Raw genomic sequence first — 18278 nt, forward strand, 5'->3', positions numbered from 1 at the left:
AAGATCAAAAGATCGCAGCCTCGTTTCACTCGGCAGCTCCTACAGGCCCTACAGGTCCAACAGGTCCAACAGGTCCTATATTCAAACAGGAGAAACAAGAAGGGGGCGAATTTTCATCCGCCCCCTGCTTGCCCGCTTATTCCTGTGGTTCTTCGTCGGCGGCGGCGTCGAGTTGCTGGTCTTCAACAGCGTCGTCGATCACGACTTCACCGTCGAACACTGCACCTTCTTCACCCTCTTCACCTTCCAGTTCTTCGCCTTCGACTTCCGAAGGTTCCTGAACCCGTTCCAGACCTACCAGCGTTTCATCGCTGGCCAGCTTGATCAGGGTCACGCCCTGGGTGTTACGACCCAGGCTGGAGACCTCGTCGACACGCGTACGAACCAACGTGCCCTGGTCGGAAATCAGCATGATCTCCTCGCCGTCGAGCACCTGAACCGCGCCGACCAGACGGCCGTTGCGGTCGTTGCTGACCATGGCGATCACGCCCTGACCGCCACGCTTGTACTCAGGGAACTCGGAGATCGCCGTGCGCTTGCCGAAACCGCGAGCCGAAGCCGTCAGAATTTCACTGCCTTCTTCCGGGATCAACATGGAAATCAGCTTCTGGCCTTCCGGCAGACGCATGCCGCGAACACCGCGAGCGGTACGGCCCATGGCGCGAACGTCGGTTTCCTTGAAGCGAGTCACCTTGCCGCCGTCGGAGAACAGCATGACTTCGCGCTCGCCATCGGTAATGGCGGCAGAGATCAATACGTCACCTTCGTCCAGCTCCAGCGCGATCAGGCCGACGCTGCGTTGACGGCTGAAGGATTCCAGCGGGGTCTTCTTCACGGTGCCTTTGGCAGTCGCCATGAAGATGAAGTGACCTTCGGTGTACTCGTCGACCGGCAGCATGGTGGTGATGTATTCATCACTGTCCAGCGGCAGCAGGTTGACCAGCGGACGACCACGGGCAGCGCGGGACGCTTCCGGGATTTCGTAGGTTTTCAGCCAGTACACTTTGCCTTTGCTGGAGAACAGCAGCAGCGTGGTGTGGCTGTTGGCGACCAGCAGGTGAGCAATGTAGTCCTCATCCTTGACGCCGGTCGCCGATTTGCCTTTACCGCCACGACGCTGGGCCTGGTACGCAGCCAATGGCTGGGTCTTGGCGTAGCCACCGTGGGAAATGGTCACGACGCGCTCTTCTTCCGGGATCATGTCACCCAGGGTCAGGTCGAGACGGGCATCAAGAATCTCGGTGCGACGCACGTCGCCGTATTCGGCGCGGATCACTTCCAGCTCTTCGCGGATCACTTCCATCAGGCGCGTGGCGCTGTTGAGGATGCGGATCAGCTCGCCGATCTGGTTGAGGATCTCTTGATACTCGGCCAGCAGTTTTTCGTGTTCCAGACCGGTCAGGCGGTGCAGACGCAGTTCCAGAATGGCTTGCGCCTGCTCCGGCGACAGGAAGTACTTGCCTTCGCGCAGGCCGTATTGCGGGTCCAGGGTCTCTGGACGGCAAGAGTCGGCGCCAGCGCGTTCCACCATCGCAACCACCGCAGAAGATTCCCACGCCGTCTTGATCAGCGCTTCCTTGGCTTCCGATGGAGTTGGCGAGGCCTTGATCAGGGCGATGACCGGGTCGATGTTCGACAGGGCAACCGCTTGACCTTCAAGGATGTGGCCACGTTCGCGCGCTTTACGCAGTTCGAACACGGTACGACGGGTAACGACTTCTCGACGGTGACGAACGAAGGCTTCCAGCAGGTCCTTGAGGTTCAGGATCCGTGGACGGCCGTCGATCAGTGCAACGATGTTGATACCAAACACCGCTTGCAGTTGAGTCTGGGCGTAGAGGTTGTTGAGGATCACCTCAGGCACTTCGCCGCGACGCAGCTCGATCACGACGCGCATGCCGTCCTTGTCGGACTCGTCACGCAGCTCGGTGATGCCTTCCAGCTTCTTCTCTTTAACCAGCTCGGCGATCTTCTCGATCAGACGAGCCTTGTTCAGCTGGTAAGGAAGTTCGGTGATGACGATCTGCTGACGACCACCGACCTTGTCGATGTCTTCGATCATCGAGCGGGCGCGCATGTAAATGCGCCCGCGACCGGTGCGGTAGGCTTCGATGATGCCGGCGCGACCGTTGATGATCGCGGCGGTCGGGAAGTCCGGACCGGGGATGTATTGCATCAGCTCATCGATGGTCAACTCAGGGTTGTCGATGAGGGCCAGGCAACCGTCGATGACTTCACCGAGGTTGTGCGGCGGGATGTTGGTCGCCATGCCCACGGCGATACCGCTGGAGCCGTTGACCAGCAGGTTGGGAATACGGGTCGGCATGACCGCCGGGATCATTTCGGTGCCGTCGTAGTTCGGCACCCAGTCCACGGTTTCTTTGTGCAGGTCAGCCAGCAGCTCGTGCGCCAGCTTGGTCATGCGCACTTCGGTGTATCGCATGGCCGCGGCGTTATCGCCGTCCACCGAACCGAAGTTGCCCTGGCCGTCTACCAGCAGGTAGCGCAGCGAGAATGGCTGCGCCATCCGAACGATGGTGTCGTACACCGCGGTATCACCGTGCGGGTGATACTTACCGATCACGTCACCGACAACACGGGCAGATTTCTTGTACGGCTTGTTGAAGTCGTTGCCCAGCTCGCTCATCGCGAACAGCACACGCCGGTGCACGGGCTTCAAGCCATCGCGCGCATCCGGCAGTGCCCGCCCGACAATTACGCTCATCGCGTAGTCGAGGTAGGACTGCTTCAGCTCGTCTTCGATATTGACCGGGAGGATTTCTTTGGCCAGTTCGCCCATGAGAAGCCTGATTCCTTTTTCTGGTGAAACTTCGTCACATCCATATGGGACGAACGAAGCTCGCCGCTGCAGGCTGAGTGCCATGCACCGACTTACGACAAATCAACGAGTTATGCCATGGATCTGCGCAGTAAAGGTAGCCACATCGGGCTACCTTGGAAACCGCCGAATGTTATCACAAGAGCCGCCACGCACCTATCCCCCTGACGAGCATGGAGCATAGTTAGTTGACCGGTGACAGGCTTGAAGGGGACGTGAGAGGCTTAGAGCCAGGATAAGCCGGCAAGCACTGATGTTTTATTGAACATTCAGCACCGATCTGACCGACCTGTAGGAGCTGCCGAAGGCTGCGATCTTTTGATTTTGATCTTTGCAATCGCCGAGGAGCCGAAGATCAGGATCAAAAGATCGCAGCCTTCGGCAGCTCCTACAGGGGTTTGCGTCAACCTAGTGCAGGCGTTTGCGGCACATCAACTGCGTCATTTTCGCCGTATCGGGCCGTTCGACGATGCCTTTTTCAGTGACGATCGCGTCGATCAGGTCCGCCGGGGTCACGTCGAACACCGGGTTGAACGCATCCACATCCGCCCCGACCCGCGTGCCGCCCACCTCCAGCAACTCACGGCCATCACGCTCCTCGATAGGAATGTCGTCGCCACTGGCCAGGTTCATGTCGATGGTCGAACTCGGCGCGACCACCATGAAGCGCACGCCGTGGTGCATGGCGTTCACCGCCAGCTGATAGGTGCCGATCTTGTTGGCCACGTCGCCATTGGCGGTGATCCGGTCGGCGCCGACGATCACCCAGGTGATGCCTTTGGTTTTCATGATGTGGGCCGCCGCGGCGTCGGCATTGACTGTCACAGGAATGCCTTCGTTGGCCAGTTCCCAGGCGGTCAAGCGCGAACCTTGCAGCCATGGACGGGTTTCATCGGCGTAGACACGCTCGACCATGCCCTCGATGAACGCCCCGCGAATCACCCCCAACGCCGTGCCGAAGCCACCTGTGGCCAGGGCGCCGGTGTTGCAGTGGGTCAGGATCGTCTGGGCATTGCCCTGGTGTTTGCGGATCAAGTCCACACCGAGTTGCGCCATGGTCAGGTTGGCTTCGCGATCACTTTCGTGAATGGCGATGGCCTCAGCCTCGAGCGCGGCCAACGGGTCGCTGTGCTTTTTCAGTCGATCAAGGCGGTCACGCATGCGACTCAGGGCCCAGAACAGATTCACTGCCGTTGGACGGGCGTCGGCCAGCAACGCGTAATCCTCTTCCCACGCTGCCTGCCAGTCACCGCCCTCGGCAATTCGGGCGCGGGCTGAAAGCACCATGGCATACGCAGCGCTGATGCCAATGGCCGGCGCGCCGCGCACGACCATCGAACGAATCGCCTCGGCCACGCCAGCGGCGCTGGTATAGGCGATCCACGTTTCCTCGAACGGCAAAATACGCTGATCCAGCAGATACAGGGCGCCATCACGCCAATCGATGGCCTTCACCTTCTCAGCAGCCAACAGTCGATCGCGCATCCTTCACCCCGCACTCAAGCACAAAAGCCGCCGATTATAGCGATCCCCCCGCGAAGACGCTCGGGTATACTTCGCCATCTTTTACAAAAGCCCCGGGACCGACCCTCGATGCCGAACACTGCCGTTGCGCTCGACCTGTTATTGCTGCCGACCTGGCTGGTACCCGTCGAACCCGCTGGCGTTGTCCTCAAGGAACATGCGCTGGGCATCCGCGACGGGCGCATCGTCTTCATCGGCCCACGTTCCGCCGCGCTGAAGCTTAACGCAACCGAAGTCCGGGAGCTGCCCGACGTACTGCTCAGCCCGGGCCTGATCAATGCCCACGGGCATGCGGCGATGACGCTGTTCCGCGGCCTGGCCGACGATCTGCCGTTGATGACTTGGCTGGAAAACCACATCTGGCCCGCCGAAGCCAAGTGGGTCGATGAGGCTTTTGTGCGCGATGGCACCGATCTGGCGATCGCCGAACAGATCAAAGGTGGCATCACCTGCTTCTCTGACATGTATTTCTTTCCGAAGGTTGCCAGCGAGCGTGTCCATAACAGCGGCATCCGCGCGCAAATCGCCATCCCGATCCTCGACTTCCCGATCCCGGGCGCCAGCACGGCGGACGAAGCCATTCGTCAGGGCGTCGAATTGTTCAACGACCTCAAGCATCATGAGCGCATCAAAATCACGTTCGGCCCCCACGCGCCCTACACCGTGGGCGATGAAAACCTGGAGAAAATCCGGGTGATCGCCGAAGAGCTGGACGCTTCGATTCACATGCACGTGCATGAAACGGCTTTTGAAGTGCAGCAATCGCTCGAGCAGCGTGGCGAACGCCCGCTGGCGCGACTCGCTCGCCTGGGCTTGCTGGGACCACGTTTCCAGGCCGTGCATATGACGCAGATCAGCGATGAAGACCTGGTATTGCTGGTAGAAAGCAACTCCAGCGTGATTCATTGCCCGGAGTCGAACCTGAAGCTGGCCAGTGGTTTCTGCCCGGTCGAGCGCTTGTGGCAGGCCGGGGTCAATGTGGGCATCGGCACCGATGGCGCGGCCAGCAACAATGACCTCGACCTGCTCGGCGAAACCCGTACCGCCGCGTTGCTGGCCAAAGCCGTTGCCGGCTCGGCCACCGCACTGGACGCCCATCGCGCCTTGCGCATGGCCACGCTCAACGGTGCCCGTGCGCTGGGAATCGAGGCGGAAGTCGGCTCACTGGAAGTGGGCAAAGCCGCGGACATCGTCGCGTTCGACCTCTCCGGCCTGGCGCAGCAACCGGTCTACGACCCGGTTTCGCAACTTATATATGCCACCGGCCGCGATTGCGTGAAACACCTGTGGGTCGCCGGCAAGCAACTGCTCGACGACCGCCGCCTGACCCGCCTGGACGAAGAACAGCTGTGCGCCAGCGCCAAGGCCTGGGGCCAGCGCATCAGTGGCCATACCGAATCGTAAGCACCCCGGACTGAACACCGGGGCGACAAAATTTTTCAAGTTTTAGAGGACTTAACCATGAGCAACGTCGACTACGCCGAAATCGCTAAATTCGAAGCGCTGGCCCATCGCTGGTGGGACCGTGAAAGCGAGTTCAAACCGCTGCACGACATCAACCCGCTGCGGGTCAACTGGATTGATGAACGGGTCAACCTGGCCGGCAAGAAAGTCCTCGACGTCGGTTGCGGCGGCGGCATCCTCAGCGAAGCCATGGCCCAACGCGGCGCGACCGTGATGGGCATCGACATGGGCGAAGCGCCATTGGCGGTCGCGCAGTTGCATCAGCTGGAATCGGGCGTGAGCGTCGAGTACCGGCAGATCACCGCCGAAGCCCTGGCAGAAGAAATGCCCGAGCAGTTCGACGTGGTCACCTGCCTGGAAATGCTCGAGCACGTGCCGGACCCGTCCTCGGTGATCCGCGCCTGCTTCCGCATGGTCAAGCCTGGCGGCCAGGTGTTTTTCTCCACCATCAACCGCAATCCGAAGGCGTACCTGTTCGCCATCGTCGGTGCCGAATACATCATGAAGCTGCTGCCGCGCGGCACCCACGACTTCAAGAAATTCATCCGCCCTTCCGAGCTGGGTGCCTGGAGCCGCATGGCCGGCCTGACCGTCAAGGACATCATCGGCCTGACGTACAACCCGCTGACCAAGCACTACAAACTGGCGTCGGACGTGGACGTCAATTACATGATCCAGACCCTGCGCGAGGAGTAAGCCGATGCGTATCAGAGCAGTCCTTTTCGACATGGACGGCACGCTGCTCGACACGGCGCCGGACTTCATTGCGATCTGTCAGGCGATGCGCGCCGATCGCGGCTTGCCGCCGATGAATGACCAGCATATCCGCGACGAAATCTCCGGTGGCGCCAGGGCAATGGTCGCGGTGACCTTTTCCATGGACCCGGAATCGCCGGGTTTCGAGGAGTTGCGCCTGGAGTTCCTGGAGCGCTACCTGGTCGGCTGCGCAGTGCACAGCAAACTGTTCGACGGCATGGGCGAGCTGTTGGCGGATATCGAGAAAGCCAACCTGATCTGGGGCGTGGTCACCAACAAGCCACTGCGTTTTGCCGAGCCGATCATGCAGCAACTGGGGCTGGCCGAGCGTTCGGCGCTGCTGATTTGCCCGGATCACGTGAAGAACAGCAAACCGGACCCGGAGCCATTGATCCTGGCGTGCAAGATGCTCGACCTGGACCCGGCCAGCGTGCTGTTCGTGGGCGACGACTTGCGCGATATCGAGTCCGGTCGCGATGCCGGCACCAAGACCGCCGCCGTGACTTATGGCTACATCCATCCAGACGATAACCCGCGGCATTGGGGCGCGGATGTGGTGGTGGACCACCCGCTGGAGTTGCGCAAGGTGTTGGATAGCGCTTTGTGTAGTTGCTGATTAGAGTCAAAAGATCGCAGCCTGCGGCAGCTCCTACAGGGGAACGCGATCGGCGTAGGAGCTGCCGCAGGCTGCGATCTTTTCCAGCCTGTTAATGGATTGTTGAGGTTTTTTATGTTTGATTATTCCGCCCGCCCTGAATTGCTCAAGGATCGGGTCATCCTGGTCACCGGCGCTGGTCGCGGCATTGGCGCTGCCGCTGCGAAAACATACGCCGCGCACGGCGCTACCGTGCTGTTGCTGGGCAAGACCGAAGCCAACCTGACTCAGGTCTACGACGAGATCGAGGCTGCCGGTCATCCGCAACCGGCGGTCATCCCGTTCAACCTCGAAACCGCCCTGCCCCATCAATACGATGAGCTGGCAGCAATGATCGAAACCGAATTCGGCCACCTCGACGGCCTGCTCCACAACGCGTCGATCATCGGCCCACGCACGCCGATCGAGCAGCTCTCCGGCGAAAATTTCATGCGCGTCATGCACATCAACGTCAACGCCATGTTCATGCTCACCAGCACCTTGTTGCCGCTGCTCAAGCTGTCCCAGGATGCCTCGGTGGTGTTCACCTCCAGCAGCGTCGGCCGCAAGGGACGTGCGTATTGGGGCGCTTATGGTGTCTCCAAGTTCGCCACCGAAGGCCTGATGCAAACCCTGGCCGACGAAGTCGAGACCGTGGCACCGGTGCGCTCCAACAGCATCAACCCTGGCGCCACCCGCACCAGCATGCGCGCTCAGGCGTATCCGGGTGAGAACCCGCTGAACAACCCGACGCCCGAGGAGATCATGCCGGTCTACCTCTATCTGATGGGACCGGATAGCACGGGCATTAACGGCCATGCGTTCAACGCGCAATAAACGCCACGCGTCGCATTTGTGCCGCGACGAATTTCCGTCGCGGTACTCAAAGAGCGTTGCAACTCTACCCATCTCAAGTCAAACAAATGCCGCCGAAGCTGACCGCACCCTTCAGCGAAATCTTCAAAATATTGATTTAGAACGTTTTTTATCCAACTGAACCGAATGGCACGACTTTCGCTCTAACATTGCTCAGACACGCCGTGTGAAAGCAGATGGCGCAGCGCTTGAGTCGATAGTTACTAATCTTCCGAAAAGCAGATTAGACTTGTACGAAATGTCCTACGGGACTGACGGACCAGTACGACGCGCAGCCCAAAGCCGCTCTCACCCAGCCTGTAAGACAGCCTTACTGCTTAGGGGCGCATTGCCATATGAAATCACCTTCCCAGACCAACGCAATTGACTTCGATAGCGCCAAATTGCAACGCCTGGGCTTTGGTCAACAGCCCCTTCTTCCAGAAAGGCCCGTCAGCCTTGCACAATTGCGCCAGCAACTGAGTCTGCAACTGCAGACCAGTCTTGAGCCGCAGCGCATTCTCGGGCTGTTCTTTCGCGAAATTCAGAAATTGGTACCCTTGGACGCCTTGTGCTACGAGCACAAGTCCAGCGACTTGCGCCTGGAGTTCGGCCACCGCGGACACCACTCGATCAGTTACAGCCTCAGCCACCAGGGCGAGCACTTGGGCGAACTGGTATTCCGCCGTAACCAGCGCTTCAGCGAGCAGGAACAGGGCAACCTTGAGTCCTCGCTGTCGTCGTTGCTGTTTCCGATGCGCAATGCCTTGCTGTACCGCGTGGCCACTCAAAGTGCATTGCGCGACCCGCTCACGGACACCGGCAACCGCATCGCCATGGATCAGACGCTGCAGCGGGAAGTCGAGATGTCCCGACGCCATATGCAGCCCCTGTCGCTGTTGATGCTCGACATCGACCACTTCAAACACATCAATGACACCCACGGACACAGTGCCGGAGACGAGGTGCTCAAGGCTGTCGCCGCTTCGATCAAAAGCCAGTTGCGCAACGTGGACATGGTGTTCCGGTTTGGCGGCGAAGAGTTTTTGATCCTGCTGTCCAACACCAGCCGGGAAGCCGCCGCGATGGTCGGCGAACGCCTGCGTTTTGCGGCGCAGGCCGAGGACTATAAGGCCGATGGAAAGTTGATTGAGCTGACGGTCAGCCTCGGCTGTTCGACCTTGTTGCCCGGCGAGTCTGTAGAGAGCCTGTTGCGACGCGCCGACAGTGCGCTGTATGTCGCCAAGCGCGAGGGGCGCAACCGGTTGGCGATGGCAGGCTAACGGAAATAACTCCGGACAATTGTAGGAGCGAGCTTGCTCGCGATGGACTCGAGAGCGCCGCGTTTAACCCGTTAACACGCGTAATCGTTATCGACCATCGCGAGCAAGCTCGCTCCTACAGTGAATGGTCGTCAGCGGACTGCGCCGCGTAACTCTCCAACTAAGTCTTGCAGCCTGGCCGGTTCTGCCGCGTCGACGGCCACCGCCGGCCCTGCCACCAGCGTCACCCGTGACCACAGTCGACGAAACAATCCCTTGCCCGGATCGCGGCTGAAGAAACTCCCCCATAACCCCTGCAACGCCAACGGAATCACCGGCACCGGTGTCTCTTCGAGAATCCGTGTCAGCCCACCCCTGAACTCATTGATCTCACCGTCAACGGTCAATTTACCTTCGGGAAAGATGCACACCAGTTCTCCATCCTTCAGATACTGGGCGATCCGGGTGAAGGCTTTTTCGTAAATCTGAATGTCTTCCTGACGCCCCGCTATCGGAATCGTCCCGGCCGTGCGAAAGATGAAGTTCAGCACCGGCAGGTTGTAGATTTTGTAGTACATCACAAAGCGAATCGGCCGACGCACCGCACCACCAATCAGCAAGGCATCGACAAACGACACATGGTTGCAGACCAGCAATGCCGCGCCCTCATCCGGAATCAGCTCCAGGTTGCGATGTTCGACGCGGTACATGGAGTGGCTGAGCAGCCAGATCATGAAGCGCATGCTGAACTCGGGGACAATTTTGAAGATGTAGGCGTTGACGCCAATGTTCAGCAACGAGACCACCAGGAATAGCTGCGGGATCGACAGCTTGACCACGCTGAGCAAAATGATCGAGACAATCGCCGACACCACCATGAACAGCGCATTAAGGATGTTGTTGGCGGCAATCACCCGTGCCCGCTCCTTTTCGGGGGTGCGGGACTGGATCAGTGCGTACAGTGGCACGATGTAGAAACCACCGAAGATCCCCAAGCCGAGGACGTCCATCAACACCAGCCAGGCGTGGCCAAAACCGAGGACCGCGATCCAGCCATGGCCCTCGACGCTGGCCGGGATTCCCCCGGAATGCCACCACAACAGCAAACCGAACACCGTCAGGCCGAACGAGCCGAACGGTACCAGGCCGATCTCGACTTTGCGCCCGGACAGTTTCTCGCAAAGCATCGAACCGAGTGCGATACCGACCGAGAACACAGTAAGAATCAGCGTGACCACGGTCTCGTCACCGTGCATCCAGTCCTTGGCATAAGCCGGGATCTGCGTCAGGTAAATCGCCCCCACAAACCAGAACCACGAGTTGCCGATAATCGAGCGTGACACGGCTGGGGTCTGGCCCAGGCCCAGTTTCAAGGTGGCCCAGGACTGGCTGAAAATGTTCCAGTTCAAGCGCATTTCCGGCGCCGAGGCCGCCGCGCGCGGAATGCTGCGACTCGCCAGATAACCGAGCACCGCAATACCGATGATTGCCGTGGAAACGATGGGCGCGTAATGCACGGACGACATCATGACCCCGGCACCGATCGTCCCGGCGAGGATGGCCAGGAAGGTGCCCATTTCCACCAGTCCGTTGCCACCCACCAACTCTTCGTCACGCAAGGCTTGGGGCAGGATCGAGTACTTCACCGGACCGAACAGCGCCGAGTGCGTGCCCATGGCGAACAGCGCCACCAGCATCAGCGACAAGTGATCGAACAGGAAACCGACCGCGCCGACCGCCATGATGGCGATTTCCCCAAGCTTGATCAGGCGGATCAGCGTGTCCTTGGCGAACTTTTCACCGAATTGCCCGGCCAGCGCCGAAAACAGAAAAAACGGCAGGATGAACAGCAGCGCACAGAGGTTGACCCAGATCGAGCGGTCACCCTCGATCGTCAATTTGTACAAAATGGCGAGGATCAACGACTGCTTGAAGATGTTGTCGTTGAACGCCCCAAGTGACTGGGTCACGAAAAACGGCAGGAAGCGCCGGGTGCGAAGCAAGGTGAACTGTGAGGGGTGACTCATCTTCCGTGTGTCCCTGATTGGCATAAAGTGTGGGTAGAGAGTGGCGTGGCTGTTACTGGAATGTCGAACGCCGATCCAGGCCACACATTACCTAATCCTGGCCAGTTATTTCTTCAATCCTGCAATGCAGGGCGAAACAAACAACTCGCCGCGCCATGCACCCTGGACGGTACGTTTGGCGACGATCAGCCACATCACTGCCAGCAACGCGACCAACACGCAACCAAAGACACTGAAAAACGTCAGGTTCAAGGTGCTGGCCAGTTTCAACGTCGCCAAAGAATAGACGCCCAACGGAAAGGTGAAACCCCACCAACCGAGGTTGAACGGAATCCCGGCGCGCAGGTAGCGCCCGGTGATCAACAGCGCGATCAGCATCCACCATAGGCCAAAGCCCCACAGCGTGATCCCCGCCACCAACCCTAGCCCGGCAGCGATTTCACCGATGCCAGGCAAGGCGTTGGCGGCGAAGATGGCCGGCGCGTCGGCGCCCAGCAGCAACATGCCCAGCGCCCCGGTGCCAATCGGGCCGAGCGCCAGCCAGCTCGACGCGGCCATGTTTTCGTGGGGCAATTTGTGCAGCGCCATGCGCAACAACAGAATGGTCAGAATGCTGAACGCGACCGGTAGGGAAAACGCCCAAAGCACGTAGCTGGTCACCAACACCACCAGTTGCGAATGGGCCTCGGCCAAGTGCGGTGCCAGCAGACCACCGCTGGCGGCCGCCACTTCCGCCGCCACCACGGGCAACAGCCAAACGGCGGTCATCTGGTCGATGCTGTGTTCCTGACGGGTGAACATCATGTAGGGAATCAGCACGCCACAGGCCAGCGACAGCGCCACATCCAGCCACCACAGCATTTCGGCGACGGGGATCACGCCATCGCCCCATCGCGGCAGACCGAACACCAGGAAGCCATTGATGATGGTCGCCAGCCCCATGGGGATGGTGCCAAAGAACATCGAAACCGTGGAGTGGCCGAAGATCCGTCGCGCCTCGTCGAAAAACATCACCCAGCGCGCTGCGTACACCGCCGTGAACACAGCGAACAGAACGATATTGAACAGCCAAAGGCCTTCCGCGACGGCGTGTAAACCGGGGATCGCGACCGGCAACTGCGCCAGTGCCAACGCCAGGACACCGGTGCCCATGGTCGCGGCAAACCAGTTCGGGGTGAACTGGCGGATCACTTCCCGCGGATGCTGTAAATGTGTGAAGGGCTTAATGCCGGGTCTGGCAGTGTTGGGGCATGTCATGGCGAACTCCTGTCCTCTGGTGAGGTGGAATTCATCATAGATCCCGATCGAATATCTATATAACGGGTAATATCTCTAACTGTTATCTGTTTTGCAGATAAGCGGCGGCAACGAACGCTGGCGTATCAGCCCGAGCAAAGCCGCAACAGAAAGAACGATCAGCACGACACCGTATCCGTCCGTCGTCGCGACCAGGCCAAACGTGCGCGTCAGATTCCCCGCCAGCAACGACGGCAAACAAAACGCCAGGTAACTGAGCACATAGAACGCCGACATCAACCCTGCCCGTTCATGAGGCAGCGCCAGCGGTACCAGACTGCGCACCGACCCCATGAAACCGGAGCCGAATCCGCAACCGGCTACCAAGGTGCCGAGGAAAAACAAGGGCAGGCTGGCGCTGTGCACGCCCAGCAACAGCAAGACGACGCCCGTTGGCAGCAATGTGCCGCCCAACAACAGCGCGGTTGCGGCAGGCCGATTGCGCAGGGTGAAGATCATCAGCGCGCCGGTCAGCGTCAATGCCGCCACCGCCGATCCGCCTATCAGGTTCGACGTTGAACCGGTGGCCGTGCGCACCAGCGAGGGGGCGAGCGATGCGTAAAAACCGCCGAGGGCCCAGGTCGAGATATTGAGCGGCAGGACCCGCCACAACGTCGAGCGTGCCTGCACCGGCACGTGTAGGGTCGGGCGCAGCGAGGCCCACGCCCCCGGCTGCGGGCTCACGCTTTCCGGCAGACGCCAGACGTACAACGCCTGTATCACAAACAACGCGAACAGCACCCAATAGGTCAACTGCAACGGCAGCGGCGCAAACTCGGCCAATAAACCGCAACCCATTGCGCCGACCGCCATACCCAGCAGCGGCGCAACACTATTGACCAATGGCCCTTGCTGGCGATCGGTGTCCAGCAGCGCAGCACTCAATACCGCCGTGGCCATCCCCGTCGCAAACCCCTGAAGCACCCGGGCACTGATCAACCAGGCGACACTGTTGGCGTTGATGAACAGCAACATCGCCAGAATGTTCAGCACCACCGCGGTAAATATCACCGGTCTGCGCCCCAGGTGATCTGACAGCGAACCCACCGTCAGCAACGCCACCAGCAAACTGATGGCGTACACACCGAAGATGATGGTCAGGGTCGCCGCCGAAAACTGCAGCTGTTGCTGATACAAGTGATACAACGGCGTCGGCGCGGTGGAAGCCGCGAGAAAACTGAGTAAGGTGATCGCCAGAAACCACAGGCTGGACCGGTTGGAAGTAGGACGGGACATGGGCACACTCCGCTAAAGCTAATTTTTCGCTTTTGTCGAATGTGCTACTGGCTCACGCTTAAAGCAAATTCTTTGTGTTAAGGTCTGACGCATGGCTATTAAAGAAGGTTTACGCCCAGGCGGCAGAAGCGCCCGGGTGCAGGAGTCGGTTCATTCGGCAGTCCGCGCGCTTCTCGAAGAGCAGGATCGCGCCAGTGTGACCGTGCCACAAATCGCCGCTCGCGCGGGGGTTACGCCGTCGACCATTTACCGGCGTTGGGGCGATTTGTCGGTGTTGCTGGCGGATGTCGCCCTCGCCCGCCTGCAGCCCGAGACCGAGCCGGCCAATACCGGAAGCCTGTCCGGTGACGTGCGCGCCTGGGCCGAACAGTACCTGGACGAAATGAGCTCCGAACCCGGACGCAATATGTTGCGTGATGTGCAGTCGAGCCCGACGCCAGGCTTTTGCGCGGCGCTCATCGGCGGGCAGTTGCGGACGATACTGGATCGCTATCCGGATCAGCCGAAGCCGAGTGTCGACCGGCTGATCAACCTGGTGGCGGCGCCTTCCGTGTTCCGTATCCTGTTTTCGCAGGCGCCGCTGGAGGTTGAGGAGTTGCACCGGTTGATCGAGATTGCGCTCAGTCAGTGAGGCCGCCTTCGCGAGCAAGCCCGCTCCCACATTGAACCGAGTTCTCCTAGATGAATGCGGTCCAATGTGGGAGCGGGCTTGCTCGCGAAGGGGCCCAAATTACCCACACAAAACCAACTGACACACCGCCTGTGACACCCCGCCGCGCCACGACCTTGGTCGACACTGACTAACCCCTGCCATCGTGCGAGACTGTCTGACCGGGCGGGAGTCCCGGGTGTCATTTTGTCGGGAGTTCCCATGTCGCTGTCCAGCGGGCTGATCGCCGCCGTCGCCCTCGCCTATATGGCCATCATGTTCGCCATCGCCTTCTACGGCGACCGCCGCAGCGCGCCATTGCCGCCGCGGGTGCGTGCCTGGGTGTACAGCCTGTCGCTGGCGGTTTACTGCACCAGCTGGACCTTCTTCGGCGCCGTGGGTCAGGCCGCCGAACAACTCTGGTCATTCCTGCCCATCTACCTCGGGCCGATCCTGCTGCTGGTCTGCGCGCCGTGGGTCCTGCAAAAAATGGTGATGATCAGCAAGCAGGAGAACATCACCTCGATTGCCGACTTCATCGCCGCGCGCTACGGCAAATCGCAGTCACTGGCGGTGGTGGTGGCGCTGATCTGCCTGGTGGGTGTCTTGCCCTACATCGCGCTGCAACTCAAAGGCATCGTGCTGGGGGTGAACCTGCTGATCGGCGCCGGCGCCGACGCCATGGGTGTTCGCGCGCAAGACACGGCGCTGATCGTGTCGCTGGTGCTGGCGCTGTTCACCATTGTGTTCGGTACCCGCAACCTCGACGCCACCGAACACCACCGCGGCATGGTGCTGGCGATAGCGTTTGAGGCGCTGGTCAAGCTGTTCGCTTTTCTGGCGGTCGGCGCGTTTGTGACCTACGGCCTGTATGACGGTTTCGACGACCTGTTCAACCAGGCCATGCTCGCTCCGCGCCTGGAGGAGTACTGGAAAGAAACCGTGAATTGGCCGTCAATGGTGGTGCAGACCGGCGTGGCCATGATGGCCATCATCTGCCTGCCCCGGCAGTTTCATGTGACCGTGGTGGAGAACATCGATCCGCAGGACCTGCGCCTGGCCAAGTGGGTGTTCCCGGCCTACCTCGCATTGGCTGCGTTGTTTGTAGTACCGATCGCATTGGCGGGTCAGATGATGCTGCCGAGCTCGGTGCTGCCGGACTCCTTCGTCATCAGCCTGCCTCTGGCCCAGGCTCATCCGGCCTTGGCACTGCTGGCCTTTATCGGGGGCGCCTCCGCGGCGACCGGGATGGTCATCGTGGCCAGCGTCGCGCTGTCGACCATGGTCTCCAACGACATGCTGTTGCCGTGGTTGCTGCGACGCAACAACGCCGAGCGGCCATTCGAAGTGTTCCGCCAGTGGATGCTCTCGGTACGCCGCGTAAGCATTGTGGTGATTCTGCTGCTGGCGTATGTCAGTTACCGCCTGCTGGGGTCGACCGCGAGCCTGGCGACCATCGGCCAGATCGCCTTCGCCGCCGTGACGCAACTCGCGCCGGCGATGCTTGGCGCGCTGTATTGGAAACAGGCCAACCGCCGCGGTGTGTTCGCCGGCCTCGCCGCCGGGACATTCCTCTGGTTCTACACGCTGATCCTGCCGATTGCCGCCCATAGCCTCGGTTGGTCGCTGAGCACGTTCCCCGGCCTCGCCTGGCTGCACAGCAACCCGCTAAAACTGCCGCTCACCCCTCTGACCCAAGGCGTAGTGTTGTCACTGGCGGCCAACTTCACCCTGTTCGCCTGGGTGTCGGTGTTATCACGCACACGGGTCTCGGAACACTGGCAGGCCGGCCGTTTCATCGGCCAGGAAATCAGCGCCCGCCCGAGCGCCCGTTCGATGCTGTCGGTACAAATAGACGATTTGCTGCAACTGGCCGCCCGCTTCGTCGGTGAAGAACGCGCCCGCCAGAGTTTCATCCGCTTCGCCTACCGCCAAGGCAAAGGCTTCAACCCGAACCAGAATGCCGACAGTGAATGGATCGCCCACACCGAACGTTTGCTGGCCGGTGTGCTGGGTGCCTCGTCGACCCGCGCCGTCGTAAAAGCCGCCATCGAAGGACGGGAGATGCAACTGGAGGATGTCGTGCGTATCGCCGACGAAGCCTCGGAAGTCCTGCAATTCAACCGCGCCTTGCTGCAAGGGGCCATCGAGAACATCACCCAGGGCATCAGCGTGGTCGACCAGTCGCTGAAACTGGTCGCCTGGAACCGGCGTTACCTGGAGCTGTTCAACTACCCGGATGGTTTGATCAGCGTCGGCCGCCCGATTGCCGACATCATTCGCTACAACGCCGAGCGCGGTTTGTGCGGTCCCGGCGAAGCCGAAGTCCACGTCGCCCGCCGCCTGCACTGGATGCGTCAGGGCCGCGCCCATACGTCTGAAAGACTTTTCCCTAATGGTCGTGTGATTGAGCTGATTGGCAATCCAATGCCCGGCGGCGGGTTTGTGATGAGCTTCACCGACATTACCGCGTTCCGCGAAGCCGAACAGGCACTGACCGAAGCCAACGAGGGCCTGGAACAACGGGTCACCGCGCGGACCCACGAACTGTCGCAACTCAACGTGGCCCTGACCGAAGCCAAGGGCACTGCCGAGTCGGCGAACCAGTCGAAAACCCGTTTCCTGGCCGCTGTCAGCCATGACTTGATGCAACCTCTGAACGCTGCTCGTTTGTTTTCCGCCGCCCTTTCCCACCAAGACGATGGCTTGTCGAGTGAAGCTCAGAAACTGGTGCATCACCTGGACTCCTCGCTGCGCTCGGCCGAGGATCTGATCAGCGATCTGCTGGACATTTCCCGCTTGGAGAACGGCAAGATCAACCCTGATTCCAAACCGTTCGCGCTCAATGAGTTGTTCGACATGCTGGGGGCCGAGTTCAAGGCACTCGCCCAGGACCAGGGACTGACATTTCGCGTCCGGGGCAGCACTTTGCGGGTCAACAGCGACATCAAACTGTTGCGCCGGATCCTGCAGAATTTTCTGACCAATGCTTTCCGTTACGCCAAGGGCCCGGTATTGCTGGGTGTGCGGCGACGCAAGGGCGAGTTGTGCCTGGAGGTCTGGGACCGTGGGCCGGGCATTCCGGAAGATAAACAGCAGGTGATTTTCGAAGAATTCAAACGTCTCGACAGTCATCAGACCCGTGCCGAGAAAGGACTGGGCCTGGGCCTGGCGATTGCGGATGGCTTGTGTCGCGTGCTGGGTCACACCCTGCAGGTTCGTTCCTGGCCGGGGCGAGGCAGTGTCTTCAGCGTCAGCGTGCCGTTGGCTCGAGCGCAAACCGCGGTGCCGACCAAGGTCGCCGCACTCAACGGCAAATTGCCCGGCGGCGCGCAGGTCCTGTGCATCGACAATGAAGACAGCATCCTGATCGGCATGAACAGCCTGCTGACCCGCTGGGGTTGCCAGGTCTGGACGGCACGCAATCGCGATGAATGTGCGGCGCTGCTAAGCGAGGGTGTGCGTCCGCAATTGGCACTGGTGGATTACCATCTGGACGATGGAGAAACCGGGACTGAGTTGATGGCGTGGCTGCGGACCCGATTGGGAGAGCCGGTGCCAGGGGTAGTGATCAGCGCCGACGCGCGGCCGGAAACAGTGGCCCAAGTGCACGCGGCGGGGCTGGATTACCTGGCCAAACCGGTGAAACCCGCAGCGTTGCGGGCGTTGTTGAGTCGACATTTGCCGTTGTAGGAGCGAGCTTGCTCGCGATGGTCGTCAACGAAAACGCTTACAG

At 60.4% G+C, this 18278-nt stretch carries 12 protein-coding genes; 7 read left to right on the forward strand and 5 right to left on the reverse strand.

All coding sequences use genetic code 11. From position 1 onward, the window contains the following. Positions 1-136 precede the first annotated feature (136 nt). Together gyrA and mtnA are read right to left on the reverse strand one after the other, a co-directional pair. Positions 137-2800, reverse strand: coding sequence for a DNA gyrase subunit A (gene gyrA / locus ACA052_RS20470; protein ID WP_497646521.1), 2664 nt, complete (start codon positions 2798-2800; stop codon positions 137-139). Positions 2801-3247: 447 nt separating this feature from the next. Next, positions 3248-4324 (reverse strand): S-methyl-5-thioribose-1-phosphate isomerase, encoded by a 1077-nt coding sequence (gene mtnA, locus ACA052_RS20475; protein WP_497646522.1) that lies wholly within the window; start codon positions 4322-4324, stop codon positions 3248-3250. Between the two features lie 108 nt (positions 4325-4432). Between mtnA and ACA052_RS20480 the strand changes: the two genes are divergently transcribed. From ACA052_RS20480 to ACA052_RS20500, 5 genes are all read left to right on the forward strand, one after another. Beyond that, positions 4433-5767 (forward strand): TRZ/ATZ family hydrolase, encoded by a 1335-nt coding sequence (locus ACA052_RS20480; protein ID WP_497646523.1) that lies wholly within the window; start codon positions 4433-4435, stop codon positions 5765-5767. Positions 5768-5824: 57 nt separating this feature from the next. Then, a complete protein-coding gene (ubiG, locus tag ACA052_RS20485; protein ID WP_033055822.1) occupies positions 5825-6523 on the forward strand; it encodes a bifunctional 2-polyprenyl-6-hydroxyphenol methylase/3-demethylubiquinol 3-O-methyltransferase UbiG in 699 nt (232 codons plus the stop codon). A gap of 4 nt (positions 6524-6527) precedes the next feature. After that, on the forward strand, positions 6528-7199 hold the full coding sequence (gene mupP / locus ACA052_RS20490; RefSeq protein ID WP_497646524.1) for an N-acetylmuramic acid 6-phosphate phosphatase MupP: 672 nt from the start codon (positions 6528-6530) through the stop codon (positions 7197-7199). Between the two features lie 114 nt (positions 7200-7313). Then, on the forward strand, positions 7314-8054 hold the full coding sequence (locus tag ACA052_RS20495) for a YciK family oxidoreductase (protein ID WP_497646525.1): 741 nt from the start codon (positions 7314-7316) through the stop codon (positions 8052-8054). A gap of 374 nt (positions 8055-8428) precedes the next feature. Further along, a complete protein-coding gene (locus tag ACA052_RS20500; protein WP_497646526.1) occupies positions 8429-9355 on the forward strand; it encodes a GGDEF domain-containing protein in 927 nt (308 codons plus the stop codon). A 131-nt stretch (positions 9356-9486) separates the two neighbouring features. Here ACA052_RS20500 and ACA052_RS20505 read toward each other — a convergent pair whose 3' ends face one another. From ACA052_RS20505 to ACA052_RS20515, 3 genes are all read right to left on the reverse strand, one after another. Further along, positions 9487-11361: an MFS transporter gene (locus tag ACA052_RS20505; protein ID WP_497646527.1), complete on the reverse strand. Its 1875-nt coding sequence runs from the start codon at positions 11359-11361 to the stop codon at positions 9487-9489. 105 nt (positions 11362-11466) lie between these two features. Continuing rightward, positions 11467-12618, reverse strand: coding sequence for a TDT family transporter (locus ACA052_RS20510; RefSeq protein WP_497646528.1), 1152 nt, complete (start codon positions 12616-12618; stop codon positions 11467-11469). 75 nt (positions 12619-12693) lie between these two features. Then, positions 12694-13893, reverse strand: a complete 1200-nt coding sequence (locus ACA052_RS20515; RefSeq protein WP_497646529.1) for an MFS transporter — start codon at positions 13891-13893, stop codon at positions 12694-12696. A gap of 91 nt (positions 13894-13984) precedes the next feature. Between ACA052_RS20515 and ACA052_RS20520 the strand changes: the two genes are divergently transcribed. Further along, positions 13985-14524, forward strand: coding sequence for a TetR/AcrR family transcriptional regulator (locus ACA052_RS20520; RefSeq protein WP_497646530.1), 540 nt, complete (start codon positions 13985-13987; stop codon positions 14522-14524). A gap of 240 nt (positions 14525-14764) precedes the next feature. Beyond that, on the forward strand, positions 14765-18235 hold the full coding sequence (locus tag ACA052_RS20525; RefSeq protein WP_497646531.1) for a hybrid sensor histidine kinase/response regulator: 3471 nt from the start codon (positions 14765-14767) through the stop codon (positions 18233-18235). Positions 18236-18278: the final 43 nt, after the last annotated feature.

The organism is Pseudomonas sp. LBUM1644 (assembly GCF_059716195.1).